Genomic DNA, 15,644 nt, shown 5'->3' with positions numbered 1-15,644 from the left:
GCTGTTGATAACACTCATGCATACAGTATCGCCTGTACACGCCAGTTATCGGGCTGCTGATCCTCGTACATGGTAATAATGCGATACCATGACGCCCCCTGTTCATCGGCCTTTAACGCCACGATACGTTCCACGTCCTGCGGATCCCCTGAAATATTGCTAACTGAGATCTGACCTATTTCATTCAGGCCCGTCACGCAGTCAGCACTGGCGAATTCTGCAGACTGTGCCGTGGCGCTCGCGGGACACGTAACTAATTGCAGCGAGGGTGAGGCAAGTAATTGTTTCATCGTCAGCTCCATTTTTCGTTTCCCCACATGTTGCAGGGCATTCCATCGCGGTAATAAACGCCCGAGCTTCCAGCCGGTAATTTATTGTGCACAGGTAAACGCATAGGGACGCAAAGCAATGTAAAGCTTACTGTATAAGTTGTCTGATTTATTTACGGTACAAAATGGCTTGTGAATACCACTGTCCTGTCACAATGGTTTCATCCACCATTACGACGACGTAATAATCAGCTTTTGCCGCGGCAGCTTTCGCTCTGATTTCTGCTAATGCGTCATCCGGTGAGCCACGGACCATTGTGCTTACCGTTCCAATTCGCTGTAGCCCTTGGGTTTGGTCGCGGCGAATTTCCTGCGGATGATCCGTTACTGGTGGCGCTGGCTGTGGCGTACCTTGCAGTGCGCTACAGGCGCTTAACATCAACACCAATAATAAACTGGCAAACCGGTAAACAACGCTATTACGTTTCCTGCTAACCATAGTGTAGTGCCTTATTAATTTAACTTTGGGGGAATGTTCCCGAATTGTTACCTGGTACGCGATTTTCGAATGAAAACGTGGTGAAAGCGTAACCCATATCTCAACATTATGAACTAATACTGCCAGCGGAAACTTGTGCTAAGGATTTCTTCATGTCATACCAGACAAAAAGGAGGAATAGATGATTGAATTAGAATCGCGCGTACTGGCAGATATTCCCGTTCTACATGCTTATCCCGTTGGGCAAAAAGAAACTCCGTTACCGTGCGTGATTTTTTATCACGGTTTTACTTCATCCAGTCTGGTGTATAGCTATTTTGCCGTTGCGCTGGCACAGGCCGGTATGCGGGTAATCATGCCAGACGCACCCGATCACGGTATCCGTTTTAGTGGCGACACACCGCGACGGTTAAATCAGTTCTGGCAAATATTGCGGCAAAATATGCAAGAATTTACGCCATTACGTGCGGCTATTGTTAAAGAAAACTGGCTGCTTGATGACCGTCTGGCAGTCGGCGGCGCATCGATGGGCGCGATGACGGCCTTGGGAATTACCGCTCGCCACTCCACGGTGAAATGTACCGCCAGCATGATGGGATCGGGCTATTTCACATCGCTTGCCCGTTCACTGTTTCCACCGCTGATACCTGAAACGGCAGCGCAGCAGCGCGAATTTAATAACATTATCGCTCCGCTGGTGGAGTGGGAAGCGACAAACCACCGGGAAGAGCTGGGAAACAGACCACTGCTTTTATGGCATGGTCTTGATGATGATGTCGTACCTGCCGACGAATCAGTACGTTTGCAGCAGGCACTAAGAGAAGCGGGGCTGGATAAACAGTTAACCTGTTCATGGCAGCCAGGCGTGCGTCATCGCATTACGCCAGAAGCGTTAGATGCCGCGGTGAAATTTTTCCGCCAGCATCTTTAAACGCGCAGAATGCTGACCCCTTGCGCTTCCAGTTGTTGCAGGATTTCCGGGTTAGCATTTTTGCCAGTGATCAGCATATCGATTTGATCGGCGCGGCTAAAGAGCATACCCGCGCGCTCACCAATCTTGCTGCTATCGACCAGTACCACCAGTTTCCCCACCACGCTCAGCATCTTCTGCTCTGCCATCGCTGTTAGCATATCGGTTTTATACAACCCTTCTGCCGTCAGCCCTTTGCCACTGGTAAACATCCAGTGGCCGGCATACAAGCTGTTCTCACTGCCCTGCGGGCTTAAGGTGATGGACTGGCTTTTATTGTACTGCCCGCCCATGATGATCACGCTCTCATGTTCCTGATCGATCAGGTAATTTGCCAGCGGTAAATAATTGGTGATGATTTGCACAGGCTTGCCACACATTTCCCTTCCGAGCAGGAATGCGGTGGAACCACAGTTGATGACCACACTTTCGCCCGGATTGACCAGTTGCGATGCCGCTTTGGCGATACGCACTTTTTCATCGTGGTTCTGTGCCTGGTGGAGATTCATTGGTGTCCAGCGAGGACGCTGTTGGGTGATGGCTTCCGCGCCATTGCGCACTTTTTTCAGTTTGCCGCTCTCGTCGAGTTTATTAATGTCCCGTCGTGCGGTAGCAGGTGAAATTCCCAGGCGCTCAACAACTTTCTCTACGGTCACAAAGCCCAATTGTGCGAGCATTTCCAGGAGGATTTGATGTCTTTGTGCTTCAGTCATGAGCTATTCCGATAAAATTTGATTTTTTTAGATGATATTTGAAATAGCCAGGAAATACTACGCCGGATAGCGGGAACATCTCCACGCTATCCGGTAAAAGCGACGGATTACAGGAACGATTTGAACGGCAGATCCGGTTCAATGGTGAAGCAATCGTCAAAACCACGCGGATAGTGGTATTCGAAGTTGTCTTTATCCAGCGGCCAGGTGAACTTGCCGCCAACCTGCCAGATAAACGGCTTAAAGCCATACTTCAGACGATCTTTTTTCATCTCCCACAGTACGCGAATTTCCTGCGGATCGGCCTGGAAGTTTGACCAGATATCGTGGTGGAACGGGATCACCACTTTTGCATTTAACGCTTCACCCATACGCAACATATCGGCGCTGGTCATTTTGTCGGTAATACCGCGCGGGTTCTCGCCGTAAGATCCTAACGCCACATCGATCTGATACTCATTACCATGTTTTGCATAGTAGTTGGAGTAGTGGGAGTCGCCGCTGTGATACAGGGAACCGCCCGGCGTTTTGAACAGATAGTTCACTGCGCGATCATCCATCCCGTCCGGCAGTACGCCAGCCGCTTTTTGATCCGCAGGCAGGGTAATCAGTGCAGTACGGTCGAACGCGTCAAGGGCATGAATTTCAATGTCTTTCACTTTTACCACATCGCCTGGTTTGACCACGATGCAGCGTTCTTTCGGCACGCCCCAGCCAATCCATAAATCCACACAGGTTTTCGGCCCGATAAATGGCACATCGTCGGCGCAGTTTTGCATTACGGCTGCAGCGACGTTCACGTCGATATGATCGTTGTGATCGTGAGTCGCCAGCACAGCGTCGATCTGGCGAATGGCAAACGGATCAAGGACAAATGGTGTGGTGCGCAGGTTCGGTTGCAGTTTTTTCACCCCTGCCATGCGCTGCATCTGGTGACCCTGTTTCATCAGTGGGTTACCGTGACTTTGTTTGCCAGTACCGCACCAGAAATCGACGCACACGTTGGTGCCGCCTTCCGATTTCAACCAGATCCCGGTGCAGCCGAGCCACCACATCGCAAAGGTGCCTGGTGCGACCTGTTCTTGCTCTATTTCTTCATTCAGCCAGCTACCCCATTCCGGGAAGGTGCTCAGGATCCAGGATTCACGGGTGATACTTTTCACTTTACTCATCGCCATTTACCTTCATGATAGTTCAATTTGAATCAATGTGTGATTTGTTTTGATTAATCCTGGCACTGTTTTTTCAGGAAGGCAATGACCATTTTTTGACTTTTCACCGAAAGCGTTGTTGATGATTTTGAGTATGGAAAGATTTAAAGGAGTGTGTGATTTAATTAACTAAATGAATTTAAATGAGTAATTGTTTCGTCTTGTGAACACCATACTTTCTATGTGGAATTATTTGCGTGCCGCGTCACATTTAATCACAAATAATCTTGTTGTGATTATTTTTGAAAATTAGAGTGAGTGCACAACATTCCGGGTGTGCGGAATTCCCGGTTACCTCTTCTTCAGGAGATCGTTATGGAGATCCTCTACAGCATCTTTACCGTGTTCTTTAACCAGGTCATGACCAATGCCCCGTTATTGCTGGGTATTGTGACCTGCCTGGGCTACATCCTGCTGCGTAAAAGCGTCAGCGTGATTATCAAAGGCACCATCAAAACGATTATCGGTTTTATGTTGCTGCAAGCAGGGTCCGGCATCCTGACCAGCACTTTTAAACCGGTGGTGGCAAAAATGTCGGAAGTCTATGGCATTAATGGCGCGATTTCAGATACCTACGCATCGATGATGGCAACTATTGAGCGTATGGGCGATGCCTATAGCTGGGTGGGTTATGCGGTGTTGTTGGCACTGGCGCTAAACATCTGTTACGTGCTGCTGCGTCGCATTACTGGTATTCGCACCATCATGCTGACCGGCCACATCATGTTCCAACAGGCGGGTCTGATAGCTGTCACGCTGTTTATTTTCGGCTACTCCATGTGGACTACCATTATCTGCACTGCGATTCTGGTTTCGCTTTACTGGGGCATCACCTCCAACATGATGTACAAGCCGACTCAGGAAGTGACGGACGGCTGCGGTTTCTCCATCGGTCACCAACAGCAGTTTGCTTCCTGGCTTGCCTATAAGGTCGCGCCGTATTTGGGCAAAAAAGAGGAAAGTGTTGAAGACCTCAAATTGCCCGGTTGGCTGAACATTTTCCACGACAACATCGTCTCCACGGCGATTGTGATGACCATCTTCTTTGGTGCCATTCTGCTCTCTTTCGGTATCGATACCGTGCAGGCGATGGCAGGCAAAGTGAACTGGGTGGTGTACATCCTGCAAACCGGTTTCTCCTTTGCGGTGGCGATCTTCATCATTACTCAGGGCGTGCGCATGTTTGTCGCGGAACTCTCTGAAGCATTTAACGGTATCTCCCAGCGTCTGATCCCGGGTGCGGTTCTGGCGATTGACTGTGCGGCTATCTATAGCTTTGCGCCGAATGCCGTGGTCTGGGGCTTTATGTGGGGCACCATCGGGCAACTAATAGCGGTTGGTATTCTGGTCGCCTGCGGTTCCGCGATTCTGATCATTCCTGGTTTTATCCCGATGTTTTTCTCCAACGCCACCATCGGCGTATTCGCGAACCACTTCGGCGGCTGGCGTGCGGCGCTGAAGATTTGTCTGGTGATGGGGATGATTGAAATCTTTGGCTGCGTCTGGGCGGTGAAACTCACCGGTATGAGTGCCTGGATGGGCATGGCGGACTGGTCGATTCTGGCACCGCCGATGATGCAGGGCTTCTTCTCCATCGGTATCGCCTTTATGGCCGTCATCATCGTTATTGCATTGGCTTATATGTACTTCGCTGGCCGCGCGCTGCGCGCAGAAGAAGATGCAGAAAAACAACTGGCAGAACAGTCTGCTTAATAAGGAGTTTTGATTATGACCGTACGTATTCTGGCTGTGTGTGGCAACGGACAAGGCAGTTCCATGATCATGAAAATGAAAGTGGACCAGTTTTTAACCCAATCAAACATTGACCACATGGTAAATAGCTGCGCGGTTGGCGAGTACAAAAGCGAGTTGAGCGGCGCGGATATCATCATCGCTTCTACCCATATTGCGGGCGAAATCACTGTTACCGGCAACAAATATGTGGTTGGCGTGCGCAACATGCTCTCACCCACAGACTTTGGCCCGAAACTGCTGGAAGTGATCAAAGAACATTTCCCGCAGGACATGAAGTAAGGACGCGCCATGAAATTACGTGATTCGCTGGCAGAAAATAAATCTATCTGTTTGCAGGCAGAAGCAGAGACCTGGCAGGACGCGGTAAAAATTGGCGTTGACCTGTTGGTGGCGGCGGATGTTGTTGAGCCGCGTTACTACCAGGCGATTCTGGATGCGGTTGAACAGCACGGCCCGTACTTTGTGCTCGCGCCAGGCCTGGCAATGCCACACGGACGCCCGGAAGAGGGGGTTAAGAAAACCGGTTTTGCGCTGGTGACGTTGAAAAAGCCGCTGGAGTTCAACCACGAAGATAACGACCCGGTGGATATCCTCATCACGATGGCGGCAGTCGATGCCAATACTCATCAGGAAGTGGGCATCATGCAAATCGTCAACCTGTTTGAAGATGAAGAGAATTTCGACCGTTTACGCGCCTGCCGTACCGAGCAGGAAGTACTGGATTTAATTGACCGCACCAACGCGGCTGCTTAAGAAGGAATTGAAGATGTCATTACCCATGTTGCAAGTCGCGCTGGACAACCAGACTATGGATAGCGCCTATGAAACCACTCGTCTGATTGCTGAAGAAGTCGATATTATCGAAGTGGGCACCATTCTGTGTATGGGGGAAGGTGTGCGTGCGGTGCGCGATCTGAAAGCACTCTATCCACACAAGATTGTGCTGGCAGACGCCAAAATTGCTGATGCGGGCAAAATCCTTTCTCGTATGTGCTTTGAAGCCAACGCTGACTGGGTCACCGTGATTTGCTGTGCGGATATCAACACCGCCAAAGGCGCGCTGGATGTGGCAAAAGAGTTTAACGGCGACGTACAGATTGAGCTGACTGGTTTCTGGACCTGGGAACAGGCGGATGCATGGCGTGAAGCGGGCATCCAGCAGGTGGTGTATCACCGCAGCCGTGATGCGCAAGCAGCCGGTGTAGGCTGGGGCGAATCAGATATCGCCGCGATCAAACGCCTTTCTGATATGGGCTTCAAAGTAACCATTACCGGTGGGCTGGCGCTGGAAGATTTGCCACTGTTCAAAGGTATTCCGATTCATGTCTTTATCGCTGGTCGTAGCATCCGTGATGCCGCGTCTCCGGTTGAAGCTGCGCGTCAGTTCAAACGTTCCATCGCCCAACTGTGGGGCTAAGGAGCGGATATGTTGTCCAAACAAATCCCGCTTGGCATCTATGAAAAAGCACTCCCCACCGGGGAGTGCTGGTTGGAACGGTTGCAACTGGCAAAAACGTTGGGCTTCGATTTTGTTGAGATGTCAGTAGATGAAACGGACGCTCGCCTGTCTCGCCTTGACTGGAGCCGCGAACAACGTCTGACGCTGGTGAATGCGATTGTTGAAACTGGCGTGCGCGTACCGTCCATGTGCCTTTCTGCCCATCGTCGTTTTCCGCTGGGCAGCGAAGATGACACAGTGCGGGCGCAGGGGCTGGAGATTATGCGTAAAGCTATCCAGTTCGCCCAGGATGTCGGCATTCGCGTGATCCAACTGGCGGGCTATGACGTCTACTATCAGGAAGCCAATAACGAAACGCGTCGTCGTTTTCGCGAAGGGCTGAAAGAGAGTGTTGAGATGGCGAGCCGTGCGCAGGTGACGCTGGCGATGGAGATCATGGATTACCCGTTGATGAACTCCATCAGCAAGGCGCTGGGCTATGCACACTATCTCAACAACCCGTGGTTCCAGCTCTATCCGGATATCGGCAACCTGTCGGCGTGGGATAACGACGTGCAGATGGAATTACAGGCTGGAATAGGGCACATCGTCGCGGTGCATGTGAAAGACACCAAACCGGGCGTCTTTAAAAATGTGCCGTTTGGCGAAGGCGTGGTGGACTTCGAACGTTGCTTTGAAACGCTCAAACAGAGTGGTTATTGCGGGCCTTATCTGATTGAGATGTGGAGCGAAACGGCGGAAGACCCGGCGGCAGAAGTGGCGAAAGCGCGTGATTGGGTGAAAGCGCGCATGGCCAAAGCGGGCATGGTGGAGGCCGCATAATGCAAAAGCTGAAACTACAGGTATTTGAAGCCAACATGGATCTGCCGCGTTACGGACTGGTGACCTTTACCTGGGGCAACGTCAGCGCCATTGATCGCGGACGCGGGCTGGTGGTGATTAAGCCCAGCGGCGTCGCCTACGAAACCATGCAAGTGGACGATATGGTGGTGGTTGACATGAGTGGCAATGTGGTGGAAGGGCAGTATCGTCCATCGTCAGACACTGCAACGCATCTCGAGCTTTACCGTCGTTATCCATCTCTCGGTGGAATCGTGCATACCCACTCAACCCATGCCACCGCATGGGCGCAGGCGGGGATGGCGATCCCGGCGTTAGGCACCACACACGCTGACTATTTCTTTGGCGATATTCCGTGTACGCGCGGATTAAGCGAAGAAGAGGTGCAGGGCGAGTATGAACTGAACACCGGCAAAGTGATCATCGAAACGCTGGGCGATGCCGAGCCGCTGCATACGCCGGGGATTGTGGTTTACCAGCACGGGCCGTTCGCCTGGGGTAAAGACGCTCATGATGCGGTGCATAATGCGGTGGTGATGGAAGAAGTGGCGAAAATGGCGTGGATTGCGCGCGGCATTAACCCGCAACTGAATCCCATCGATAGTTATCTGATGAATAAGCACTTTATGCGTAAGCATGGTCCCAACGCTTATTACGGACAGAAGTAAAACACGCGCTGCGGAAATATCCTTCTTCGGGAGATAACTGGTCTGATTCCGCAGCCGTTTTTCATAAAAAAGCCCCCGGTGAAGGGGGCAATGCAAACTATGACAATGTTTCGTTGGTTATACCTGGTGCTAGCGATAAATATCCGCGCTGGCGTGCATGTTGTCGTTACTCCCCGGTTCCCGCATCAGAATCACGTGGTAGTACGTTGCGCCCTGCGCATCGGTTTCTTCGTTTAATGCCTGACGTGCTTCACTTTCAGTGGCAAAGTTATGATTGATATAAATCACGCCTAAGCTCTGCACATCGTCCATATTTCTGGCCTGGTGGTTATTGATTTCAATGGCTGCCCATGTATTTGCACTTAGCAAAAGCACAGCCAGAAGGGCTAAAACACGACTGAACATAAATACCTCCTCGACGGCTGTCTTTGTATGCGCTCCTCTGTGATGATCTTCTGATTTAATTTTAATCAATGATAAAGAAGTTGATGGTGACCATTTCTGATGCAGTTGTTCAAAAAAACACCGTAATGGAATGTGATGAACTTCAAATCAGCGGGTTAGTACGATTTAGCGAAAGATGAGAATTATTTGTCGGCTGGCCTTGAGTTTAGTGGGGTATACCAGTACTATAACGCGTCATTTTTCAGCCGCCCTTTAACACGTTCCTTGCCTCCATGGGCTGCGGCTGACCCAGACAGGAGGCTGAATAATCCGTAAGGAGCAATTCGATGCGTCATTACGAAATCGTTTTTATGGTCCATCCTGACCAGAGCGAACAGGTTCCGGGCATGATCGAGCGCTACACTGCTGCCATCACTGGTGCAGAAGGCAAGATCCACCGTCTGGAAGACTGGGGCCGCCGTCAGTTGGCTTACCCGATCAACAAACTGCACAAAGCTCACTACGTTCTGATGAACGTTGAAGCGCCGCAGGAAGTGATCGATGAGCTGGAAACTACCTTCCGCTTCAACGACGCCGTTATCCGTAGCATGGTAATGCGTACTAAGCACGCCGTTACCGAAGCATCTCCGATGGTTAAAGCGAAAGACGAGCGCCGTGAGCGTCGCGATGATTTCGCAAACGAAACCGCTGATGATGCTGAAGCTGGGGATTCTGAAGAGTAATTTCTGATGACCAACCGTCTGGTGTTGTCCGGCACCGTGTGCAGGATGCCCCTTCGAAAGGTCAGTCCATCAGGAATTCCTCACTGCCAGTTCGTGCTTGAGCATCGTTCTGTGCAGGAGGAAGCCGGTTTTCATCGGCAGGCGTGGTGCCAAATGCCCGTTATTATTAGCGGACACGAAAACCAGGCCATTACTCACAGTATAACGGTCGGCAGTCGCATAACCGTTCAGGGGTTCATTTCATGCCACAAGGCAAAGAACGGTCTGAGCAAAATGGTTTTGCATGCCGAGCAGATTGAATTGATAGATTCTGGAGACTAGCCATATGGCACGTTATTTCCGTCGTCGCAAGTTCTGCCGTTTCACCGCGGAAGGCGTTCAAGAGATCGACTATAAAGATATCGCTACGCTGAAAAACTACATCACCGAAAGCGGTAAGATTGTCCCAAGCCGTATCACCGGGACCCGTGCAAAATACCAGCGTCAGCTGGCTCGCGCTATCAAACGCGCTCGCTACCTGTCCCTGCTGCCGTACACTGATCGCCATCAGTAATCGGTCACGGTCCATTAATACGACTTTGAGAGGATAAGGTAATGCAAGTTATTCTGCTTGATAAAGTAGCAAACCTGGGTAGCCTGGGTGATCAGGTAAATGTTAAAGCGGGCTACGCTCGTAACTTCCTGGTACCACAGGGTAAAGCTGTTCCAGCTACCAAGAAAAACATTGAATTCTTCGAAGCACGTCGCGCTGAACTGGAAGCTAAACTGGCTGAAGTTCTGGCAGCAGCTAATGCTCGCGCTGAGAAAATCAATGCACTGGAAACTGTTACCATCGCGTCTAAAGCTGGCGACGAAGGTAAACTGTTCGGTTCCATCGGTACTCGCGACATCGCTGACGCTGTAACTGCAGCAGGCGTTGAAGTGGCTAAGAGCGAAGTTCGTCTGCCGAACGGCGTTCTGCGTACCACTGGCGAACACGAAGTAAGCTTCCAGGTTCACAGCGAAGTATTCGCGAAAGTGATCGTAAACGTAGTAGCTGAATAATTCGTTATTCAACGAGACGTAAAAACGCCGGCCATGTGCCGGCGTTTTGCTTTATTGTTGAAGCGCCATAACCATAATTACAGCGCACTCATCTTAAATATTAGCTCGTAGCTAATTGTACGTGCGGTTCTTCATCTTTGACTTTGATAAGCGCCCACAGCGCAATTGCCCCCAGGATGTCAAAGAAAGCCAGAGCAATAAAGAACGGCGCGAAGCCGATAATGTGAACGAATGCCCCGATAAACAGGTTGAAAATCAACTGACCACTCCACGCACAGGCACCCGCCATACCAACGGCGGTGGCAACTTCATCTTTTTTGAACAAATCGCCGCCCAGTGTTGCCGCAACAGTAGAAAGACATTGATGCGAGAACGCGCCAATACTAATCAGCAATACGGCAATGTAGGGATTTTCGACAATACTCACCAGGCCGATTGTCATCATAATGACCGCAGCAATAGTGAAGGTAATTCTTCGCGAGTTAATTAAACTCACGCCGCGATCGTGGAAGAACTTCGCCACAAAACCGCTGGCTAAACAGCCGAGGTCGCCCAGCAGGAAAGGTAGCCAGACAAACATGGCAATTTCTTTCAGGCTAAAATGCAGCGTTTCAACGAAGAATATAGGCACCCAGAAATTAATGGTTCCCCATGCCGGGTCTGCGAGAAAACGCGCGATGCCGATACCCCAGAAATTACGTTGGCTGAGGATATGTTTGATTGACGTTTTTTCTTTTTTACCTGTTTTAAGATGCTGCTCTTGTCCTGATTCAATATATTGACGCTCTTCATCAGAAAGGCGTTTGGCATCTTTCGGATCTTTATAACAAAAGAACCAAAATATAGCCGCGAGCAAAGCAAGGCTACCCGAGACAATAAACGCAAATTGCCAGCTATGAAACATAATGCACCAGGCAATCAGCGGTGGCGCAAGCATTGCACCGAGTGAAGTTCCCATATTGAAAACCCCCGTAGCCACACCGCGCTCTTTTGCCGGGAACCATGTTGATGCTGTTTTAACACCCGCCGGAATTGCCGATGCTTCGCTGAACCCCATCAGGGCGCGCATAAATGCCAGACCTGACCATGTTCCGGTCAGTGCATGACCCATTGTCGCCAGACCCCAGATTGCGGCGCAAATCGCAAAGCTTAATTTCAGACCAACGGTATCAATAAAGAAACCCATCACCGGTTGCCCTAATGTATAGGCCAACTGGAACGCACTGACGATCCATGAATATTGCTCTTTGGTTATTCCGGTGGTCTCCATAATGGTTGGAGCCGCAATACCTAATGCAGTTCTGTCCAGATAATTGATTACAGTGATAAAACATACGAGGGCAATCATATGCCACCGATAATTCTTTATTTTATTCATGTTTAAACCTTTTAATTATATTAATAAACCCTGGTTGTTGGTATTTCCGTGTAATAGGTAATAAAATCAGGTACAGAGAACATATTAAAAATTATTGTGTGTAAATCTCTCCATTCAGAAAATCTGGCCAGTTTTTTTCAAAGAAAATACCGTTAATATGCGGTTGTTTGCGTAAAGACTTAACTTCGGTAATAAAAGAACCTTGTGAATATTGAATCGTTAATTTGTGATTTTTATCGTCGGCTTGCTCAGAGCGAAAACGCCATTCTTCTTTTGCGCCGCGACGAGTTTGTGGCAGGCATTCGCCTTGCGGATCAATAACCATCCGCGCCCCACGACTGCCGCCACCTGCGTCAATATAATGTGTGAGTTGCGTTAAAACGGCGGCAGAGGTCAGCGCCATATGCCGCCACATAAATAATTCAGCAACTTCGCCTGCGTGGTTGATGGTTAAACCGTGTTGCTGGGCAAATTCACTCAACAGCAGGGCATCGCGGGTGGCGTGGCGAACTTTATCGGCATGACAAATAAATCCAGCGTAATCAGACATTCGCGTCTGGATTTTTTCTTTCACCGTTGCCAGCGTCATACCGTTTTCGTTTGCCAGCGCCTGGGTGATGACCTCTCTTACGGTAGTCAGGGGCGAAGCTACCCGTTGCGCGATATCTCCCTCAACAGACCGCATTTGCGTACAGCCAATAAAGCGCGCCAGGCGCACGGCAAAAACCTGCCCGGCATTCAGCGCTGCGCCGCCGGGGCGAGTGACGCCGTGAGTTCCGGCCACTTCTCCCACGGCAAAACAGCCGGGTAGAGAGGTTTGCCCCCAGATATCCACCTCAATGCCGCCGTTCATGTGTTGATTATTCATGGCGAACTGCAGTGGTTGCGTGGTGAGCCCGTAGCCGTGCATCTGGTACAGCGAGATAGACAGCGGATTCATTCGTTGCAGGCGTTCGATGGGCGATGGTGCCAGCGCGCCGTTGTTTTCCAGATACGCGTGAACGTCAGCATCCAGTCGCGCTAATGAGAATGGCAAATCACCAGGCACCGCTTCAGGATTGCGATTGAAATCCATAAACACCAGGCGGCCTGATTGCTGCTCTTTTGCCACCGCCATATCCAGCAGGCTGGAGCCAAAATCCATCACCCGTGTGGCGTGGAACGGCCACTGATAGCCTTTACGGAAGATATTTGAAGCCAGTTCCTGGGTAGTGCGATAGTAATCCGCAAGGAAATTATACTCGTTACCCTCTGTATCCACAGAATAGATATACGGGATCACCTGCACATAGGTGCCGGATAAATTCCACGGAAACGTGCTGCGCGGCGTGCCTATACCAAACTGGCTTTCGGTCAGATTGGTTAGCGTCAAACCTTCTTCCAGCGCCAGCCCCAGCGAGCCAAAGCATTTATGCGGATAAACACTGTCGCGATAAAGCTCGCCCGGTCCGCCCGTTGCCAGTACCACATTGGGCGCAGTCACAATTGCCAGCCCCCACGGGTTATGGGCGCGGGAACCGGTTGCGAGGATAGCCCCCGCCACGCGATCTTCGCCATTCTCACCGCGTTGATGCAGCAGTTTAATCACCGTCGCACTGGTCAGCAGTGGAATGGAGAGGCGCTGCACTTCTTCCAGCAGCACTTTCACCATCAGGCGAGAAGTGCGTGGTCCACAGGACGTCGCGCGTCCGGCTTCGTCATGGTCGGTCTGATAACGGAGAATTGCGCCATAGCGATCTTCCGGCAATTCCAGACCAAGATATTGCAGCCCACCAAGGGTATGCAGGGAACCGACCGCTTCGACATATGCCGTGTCGTGATCCATCGCGCCGCCGCTCGCCAGTGCCTCGGCCAGTTTTGCGAAGTTGTCGCCGTTGCCCGCAGTAGCAGCGGTAAACAGCGTCTGTTTATCGGAACCGGAGCAGGCTGACGTTCCCATGTATAACCCGGCGGTAGCAAGCAGCACATTTTGCTGGCGACGTTTCAGCTCAACCGCTGCACGTAATCCAGCCGCGCCGCTACCAACGACCAGTGCATCAACTTGCCAGGTTGGGTAATCAACATCCTCCACGGTGACAATTGAGTGCGGTTCTGCTGGCGTAAAACCTTTCGGAAAGGTGACGTGCGTCAGCGCCTCGAGGATGGCGTCATCAGGCTGGCTCATGCGTCCTCCATCGGCGTAAACAGGCTACTTTCCATCAGACGCGGCTGCCTGATAATCGGACGGAAGGCCATGAACGGCAGAATGTCGCGGTCAATCTCCACGCCCGGGGCAATCTCAATTAATTCAACACCTTCTGTCGTTAACTGAAAAACCGCGCGTTCGGTGATGTACAGCACTTCCTGACCACTTTGCTGTGCGTAAGCGGCGCTAAAGGTGATTTTTTCCACCTGAGTAACCAGTTTGGGTATTTGACCTGACTGGGTGATATGCAGACCATCTGGCGTCACGTCGAGCTTGCTGCCTTTGGCGTCGAATGTGCCGCAGAACACCACTTTACGGGCATTTTGTGCAATTTCGAGGAAGCCGCCAGGGCCGATCAGATTGCCGTTCAGGTGTGAGACATTGACGTTACCGTGCTGATCCATCTCGCCCATGCCGAGGAAAGTAATATCAATGCCGCCGCCGCTGTAGAACTCGAATTGATCCAGCGAAGGGATAATCGCGTCAGCGTTACGGGCGCAGCCGAAAAACGCGTCATCCAGCATCATGCCGTTATGCACGCCTTGCTCGACACTCAACCATAAACTTTGATAAGGAACACCTTCGCGCAGTGCAACCCCAGGAATACCACCCGGAATACCAAAGCCAAAGTTGGTAGAAGCGCCAGCCACCAGTTCGCGTGCCGCCCGACGGGCAATCAGACGGCGCACCGGATGGCTAACCAGTTCAATAGCGCCGGTAGAACTCAGACGGCGATGCTGACCGCTAATTGTCAGGTCGTAGCCGCCAAGATAGGTTTGCGGTTGTTCGCGGTGCTCAACGATGCCATCGACCAGAATCCCCGGCAGCTTGACCCGGCGTGGTTCGATGGCGCCAGCTTCCAGCACATCGCGCACCTGGACGAATACTTTGCCGCCGCTGTTGTGTGCTGCCAGCGCCATCGAATAGCTATCCATATCAATCGCTTCTTCTTCGAGGCTAACGTTGCCACGCGGATCGGCATAAGTGCCGCGCAAAATGGCATAGTCCACTTTGAAAGGGCGATAGCGGAGTTTGGTTTCGCCATCAATTTCAATCAGTTCTACCAGATCGTCAGTGGTGCAAGCGTTCGACTTTCCGCCACCATTGCGTGGATCAACAAACGATCCCAGCCCTACGTGGGTAAAAAGCCCAGGACGTCCGGCACCGATCTCCCGCAGCAGTGCCTGAATTACACCGCCAGGAAAGCAATACGCTTCGATGGCGTTATTTTTTACCAACTCCTGCATTTTGGGGGACCAGGTAAAGTGTCCGGCAATTATGCGTTTGAGCATTTCGGCATGAGCGAGGCGGTTAGTGCCTTTGCTGTCGCGATCGCCAATGCCCAGCGAGTGGATTAGTGTCAGGTTGCGGGGGTGTCCGGTTTGCAGGAAACGCGCTTCAATGGCTGCCAGAATATGGTCAGCTTCCACCATGCCGCCGCCGTTACCGCTAATGGCAATGGTTGCGCCGTCCTGAATTTGCGCCGCCAGTGCCCCGGCGGTTGTTATCTTACGCATACAATTTCC

Annotated in this window: 19 protein-coding genes; 11 read left to right on the top strand and 8 right to left on the bottom strand. The window is 51.2% G+C overall.

Going from position 1 to position 15,644, the window contains the following annotated elements; translation table 11 throughout:
• Positions 1-14: 14 nt before the first annotated feature.
• The gene (gene yjfN, locus C0K55_RS08350; RefSeq protein WP_001517630.1) at positions 15-290 is read right to left on the bottom strand and encodes a DUF1471 family protease activator YjfN; all 276 of its coding nucleotides are present in this window, start codon (positions 288-290) and stop codon (positions 15-17) included.
• Positions 291-438: 148 nt separating this feature from the next.
• The gene (bsmA, locus tag C0K55_RS08345; RefSeq protein WP_000254648.1) at positions 439-768 is read right to left on the bottom strand and encodes a biofilm peroxide resistance protein BsmA; all 330 of its coding nucleotides are present in this window, start codon (positions 766-768) and stop codon (positions 439-441) included.
• Positions 769-949: 181 nt separating this feature from the next.
• Between bsmA and yjfP the strand changes: the two genes are divergently transcribed.
• Positions 950-1,699 (top strand): esterase, encoded by a 750-nt coding sequence (gene yjfP / locus C0K55_RS08340; RefSeq protein ID WP_016249502.1) that lies wholly within the window; start codon positions 950-952, stop codon positions 1,697-1,699.
• Here yjfP and ulaR read toward each other — a convergent pair.
• Entirely contained in the window at positions 1,696-2,451 is a 756-nt protein-coding gene (ulaR, locus tag C0K55_RS08335) for an HTH-type transcriptional regulator UlaR (protein ID WP_000133636.1), read from the bottom strand. The two genes, yjfP and ulaR, sit on opposite strands and share 4 nt — an antisense overlap.
• 107 nt (positions 2,452-2,558) lie before the next feature.
• Positions 2,559-3,623, bottom strand: a complete 1,065-nt coding sequence (gene ulaG / locus C0K55_RS08330; RefSeq protein ID WP_001517631.1) for an L-ascorbate 6-phosphate lactonase — start codon at positions 3,621-3,623, stop codon at positions 2,559-2,561.
• A 354-nt stretch (positions 3,624-3,977) separates the two neighbouring features.
• Here ulaG and ulaA point away from each other — a divergent pair, with 354 nt between their 5' ends.
• Genes ulaA through ulaF form a run of 6 tightly spaced genes read left to right on the top strand, consistent with a single transcriptional unit; the run spans position 3,978 to position 8,384 of the window.
• Positions 3,978-5,375: a PTS ascorbate transporter subunit IIC gene (gene ulaA, locus C0K55_RS08325; protein WP_001517632.1), complete on the top strand. Its 1,398-nt coding sequence runs from the start codon at positions 3,978-3,980 to the stop codon at positions 5,373-5,375.
• Between the two features lie 15 nt (positions 5,376-5,390).
• Complete coding sequence (ulaB, locus tag C0K55_RS08320) at positions 5,391-5,696, top strand: PTS ascorbate transporter subunit IIB (protein ID WP_105266260.1); 306 nt, start codon at positions 5,391-5,393, stop codon at positions 5,694-5,696.
• A gap of 9 nt (positions 5,697-5,705) precedes the next feature.
• Positions 5,706-6,170 carry a PTS ascorbate transporter subunit IIA gene (gene ulaC / locus C0K55_RS08315; protein WP_000776497.1) on the top strand — a complete coding sequence of 155 codons (465 nt, stop codon included), beginning with the start codon at positions 5,706-5,708 and terminating at the stop codon, positions 6,168-6,170.
• A 13-nt stretch (positions 6,171-6,183) separates the two neighbouring features.
• The gene (ulaD, locus tag C0K55_RS08310) at positions 6,184-6,834 is read left to right on the top strand and encodes a 3-keto-L-gulonate-6-phosphate decarboxylase UlaD (RefSeq protein ID WP_000056742.1); all 651 of its coding nucleotides are present in this window, start codon (positions 6,184-6,186) and stop codon (positions 6,832-6,834) included.
• A 9-nt stretch (positions 6,835-6,843) separates the two neighbouring features.
• Entirely contained in the window at positions 6,844-7,698 is an 855-nt protein-coding gene (ulaE, locus tag C0K55_RS08305) for an L-ribulose-5-phosphate 3-epimerase UlaE (protein WP_000949556.1), read from the top strand.
• Entirely contained in the window at positions 7,698-8,384 is a 687-nt protein-coding gene (ulaF, locus tag C0K55_RS08300) for an L-ribulose-5-phosphate 4-epimerase UlaF (protein ID WP_001517633.1), read from the top strand. Before ulaE ends, ulaF begins: the two co-directional genes overlap by 1 nt.
• Positions 8,385-8,513: 129 nt before the next feature.
• Here the strand turns inward: ulaF and yjfY are convergent, their stop codons facing one another.
• Positions 8,514-8,789, bottom strand: a complete 276-nt coding sequence (gene yjfY, locus C0K55_RS08295; RefSeq protein ID WP_097471704.1) for a DUF1471 family protein YjfY — start codon at positions 8,787-8,789, stop codon at positions 8,514-8,516.
• Positions 8,790-9,115: 326 nt separating this feature from the next.
• Here yjfY and rpsF point away from each other — a divergent pair, with 326 nt between their 5' ends.
• The 4 genes from rpsF to rplI are packed head-to-tail and all read left to right on the top strand — an operon-like array spanning position 9,116 to position 10,555.
• Positions 9,116-9,511 (top strand): 30S ribosomal protein S6, encoded by a 396-nt coding sequence (gene rpsF / locus C0K55_RS08290; RefSeq protein WP_001216676.1) that lies wholly within the window; start codon positions 9,116-9,118, stop codon positions 9,509-9,511.
• 6 nt (positions 9,512-9,517) lie between these two features.
• The gene (gene priB, locus C0K55_RS08285) at positions 9,518-9,832 is read left to right on the top strand and encodes a primosomal replication protein N (protein ID WP_001517634.1); all 315 of its coding nucleotides are present in this window, start codon (positions 9,518-9,520) and stop codon (positions 9,830-9,832) included.
• Between the two features lie 4 nt (positions 9,833-9,836).
• Positions 9,837-10,064: a 30S ribosomal protein S18 gene (gene rpsR, locus C0K55_RS08280; RefSeq protein ID WP_000135199.1), complete on the top strand. Its 228-nt coding sequence runs from the start codon at positions 9,837-9,839 to the stop codon at positions 10,062-10,064.
• A 41-nt stretch (positions 10,065-10,105) separates the two neighbouring features.
• Positions 10,106-10,555, top strand: coding sequence for a 50S ribosomal protein L9 (rplI, locus tag C0K55_RS08275; RefSeq protein ID WP_001196062.1), 450 nt, complete (start codon positions 10,106-10,108; stop codon positions 10,553-10,555).
• A gap of 100 nt (positions 10,556-10,655) precedes the next feature.
• On the opposite strand, the gene C0K55_RS08270 is transcribed toward rplI, so the two are convergent.
• The 3 genes from C0K55_RS08270 to C0K55_RS08260 all read right to left on the bottom strand — a co-directional run bounded on the left by C0K55_RS08270 (position 10,656) and on the right by C0K55_RS08260 (position 15,635).
• Positions 10,656-11,933, bottom strand: coding sequence for an MFS transporter (locus C0K55_RS08270; protein ID WP_001033611.1), 1,278 nt, complete (start codon positions 11,931-11,933; stop codon positions 10,656-10,658).
• Between the two features lie 91 nt (positions 11,934-12,024).
• The gene (locus C0K55_RS08265) at positions 12,025-14,097 is read right to left on the bottom strand and encodes an FAD-dependent oxidoreductase (RefSeq protein ID WP_001517635.1); all 2,073 of its coding nucleotides are present in this window, start codon (positions 14,095-14,097) and stop codon (positions 12,025-12,027) included.
• The gene (locus C0K55_RS08260) at positions 14,094-15,635 is read right to left on the bottom strand and encodes an acyl CoA:acetate/3-ketoacid CoA transferase (protein WP_001226987.1); all 1,542 of its coding nucleotides are present in this window, start codon (positions 15,633-15,635) and stop codon (positions 14,094-14,096) included. The genes C0K55_RS08265 and C0K55_RS08260 overlap by 4 nt, the downstream gene beginning before the upstream one ends.
• Positions 15,636-15,644 lie beyond the last annotated feature (9 nt).

This window comes from Escherichia sp. MOD1-EC6098 (genome assembly GCF_002965865.1).
Lineage (GTDB): Bacteria > Pseudomonadota > Gammaproteobacteria > Enterobacterales > Enterobacteriaceae > Escherichia > Escherichia marmotae.
The sequence above is the reverse complement of the archived record's forward strand: the minus strand, read 5'-3'. Positions and strand labels throughout refer to the sequence as shown.

Bases quoted from the DNA above. Each gene is read 5' to 3' on its own strand.
- priB (WP_001517634.1), top strand. From the start codon at position 9,518: ATGACCAACCGTCTGGTGTTGTCCGGCACCGTGTGCAGGATGCCCCTT.
- ulaC (WP_000776497.1), top strand. From the start codon at position 5,706: ATGAAATTACGTGATTCGCTGGCAGAAAATAAATCTATCTGTTTGCAG.
- rpsR (WP_000135199.1), top strand. From the start codon at position 9,837: ATGGCACGTTATTTCCGTCGTCGCAAGTTCTGCCGTTTCACCGCGGAA.
- rpsF (WP_001216676.1), top strand. From the start codon at position 9,116: ATGCGTCATTACGAAATCGTTTTTATGGTCCATCCTGACCAGAGCGAA.
- C0K55_RS08260 (WP_001226987.1), bottom strand. From the start codon at position 15,635: ATGCGTAAGATAACAACCGCCGGGGCACTGGCGGCGCAAATTCAGGAC.
- C0K55_RS08265 (WP_001517635.1), bottom strand. From the start codon at position 14,097: ATGAGCCAGCCTGATGACGCCATCCTCGAGGCGCTGACGCACGTCACC.
- bsmA (WP_000254648.1), bottom strand. From the start codon at position 768: ATGGTTAGCAGGAAACGTAATAGCGTTGTTTACCGGTTTGCCAGTTTA.
- ulaE (WP_000949556.1), top strand. From the start codon at position 6,844: ATGTTGTCCAAACAAATCCCGCTTGGCATCTATGAAAAAGCACTCCCC.
- ulaG (WP_001517631.1), bottom strand. From the start codon at position 3,623: ATGAGTAAAGTGAAAAGTATCACCCGTGAATCCTGGATCCTGAGCACC.
- C0K55_RS08270 (WP_001033611.1), bottom strand. From the start codon at position 11,933: ATGAATAAAATAAAGAATTATCGGTGGCATATGATTGCCCTCGTATGT.
- yjfP (WP_016249502.1), top strand. From the start codon at position 950: ATGATTGAATTAGAATCGCGCGTACTGGCAGATATTCCCGTTCTACAT.
- yjfY (WP_097471704.1), bottom strand. From the start codon at position 8,789: ATGTTCAGTCGTGTTTTAGCCCTTCTGGCTGTGCTTTTGCTAAGTGCA.
- ulaA (WP_001517632.1), top strand. From the start codon at position 3,978: ATGGAGATCCTCTACAGCATCTTTACCGTGTTCTTTAACCAGGTCATG.
- ulaD (WP_000056742.1), top strand. From the start codon at position 6,184: ATGTCATTACCCATGTTGCAAGTCGCGCTGGACAACCAGACTATGGAT.
- rplI (WP_001196062.1), top strand. From the start codon at position 10,106: ATGCAAGTTATTCTGCTTGATAAAGTAGCAAACCTGGGTAGCCTGGGT.
- ulaB (WP_105266260.1), top strand. From the start codon at position 5,391: ATGACCGTACGTATTCTGGCTGTGTGTGGCAACGGACAAGGCAGTTCC.
- ulaF (WP_001517633.1), top strand. From the start codon at position 7,698: ATGCAAAAGCTGAAACTACAGGTATTTGAAGCCAACATGGATCTGCCG.
- ulaR (WP_000133636.1), bottom strand. From the start codon at position 2,451: ATGACTGAAGCACAAAGACATCAAATCCTCCTGGAAATGCTCGCACAA.
- yjfN (WP_001517630.1), bottom strand. From the start codon at position 290: ATGAAACAATTACTTGCCTCACCCTCGCTGCAATTAGTTACGTGTCCC.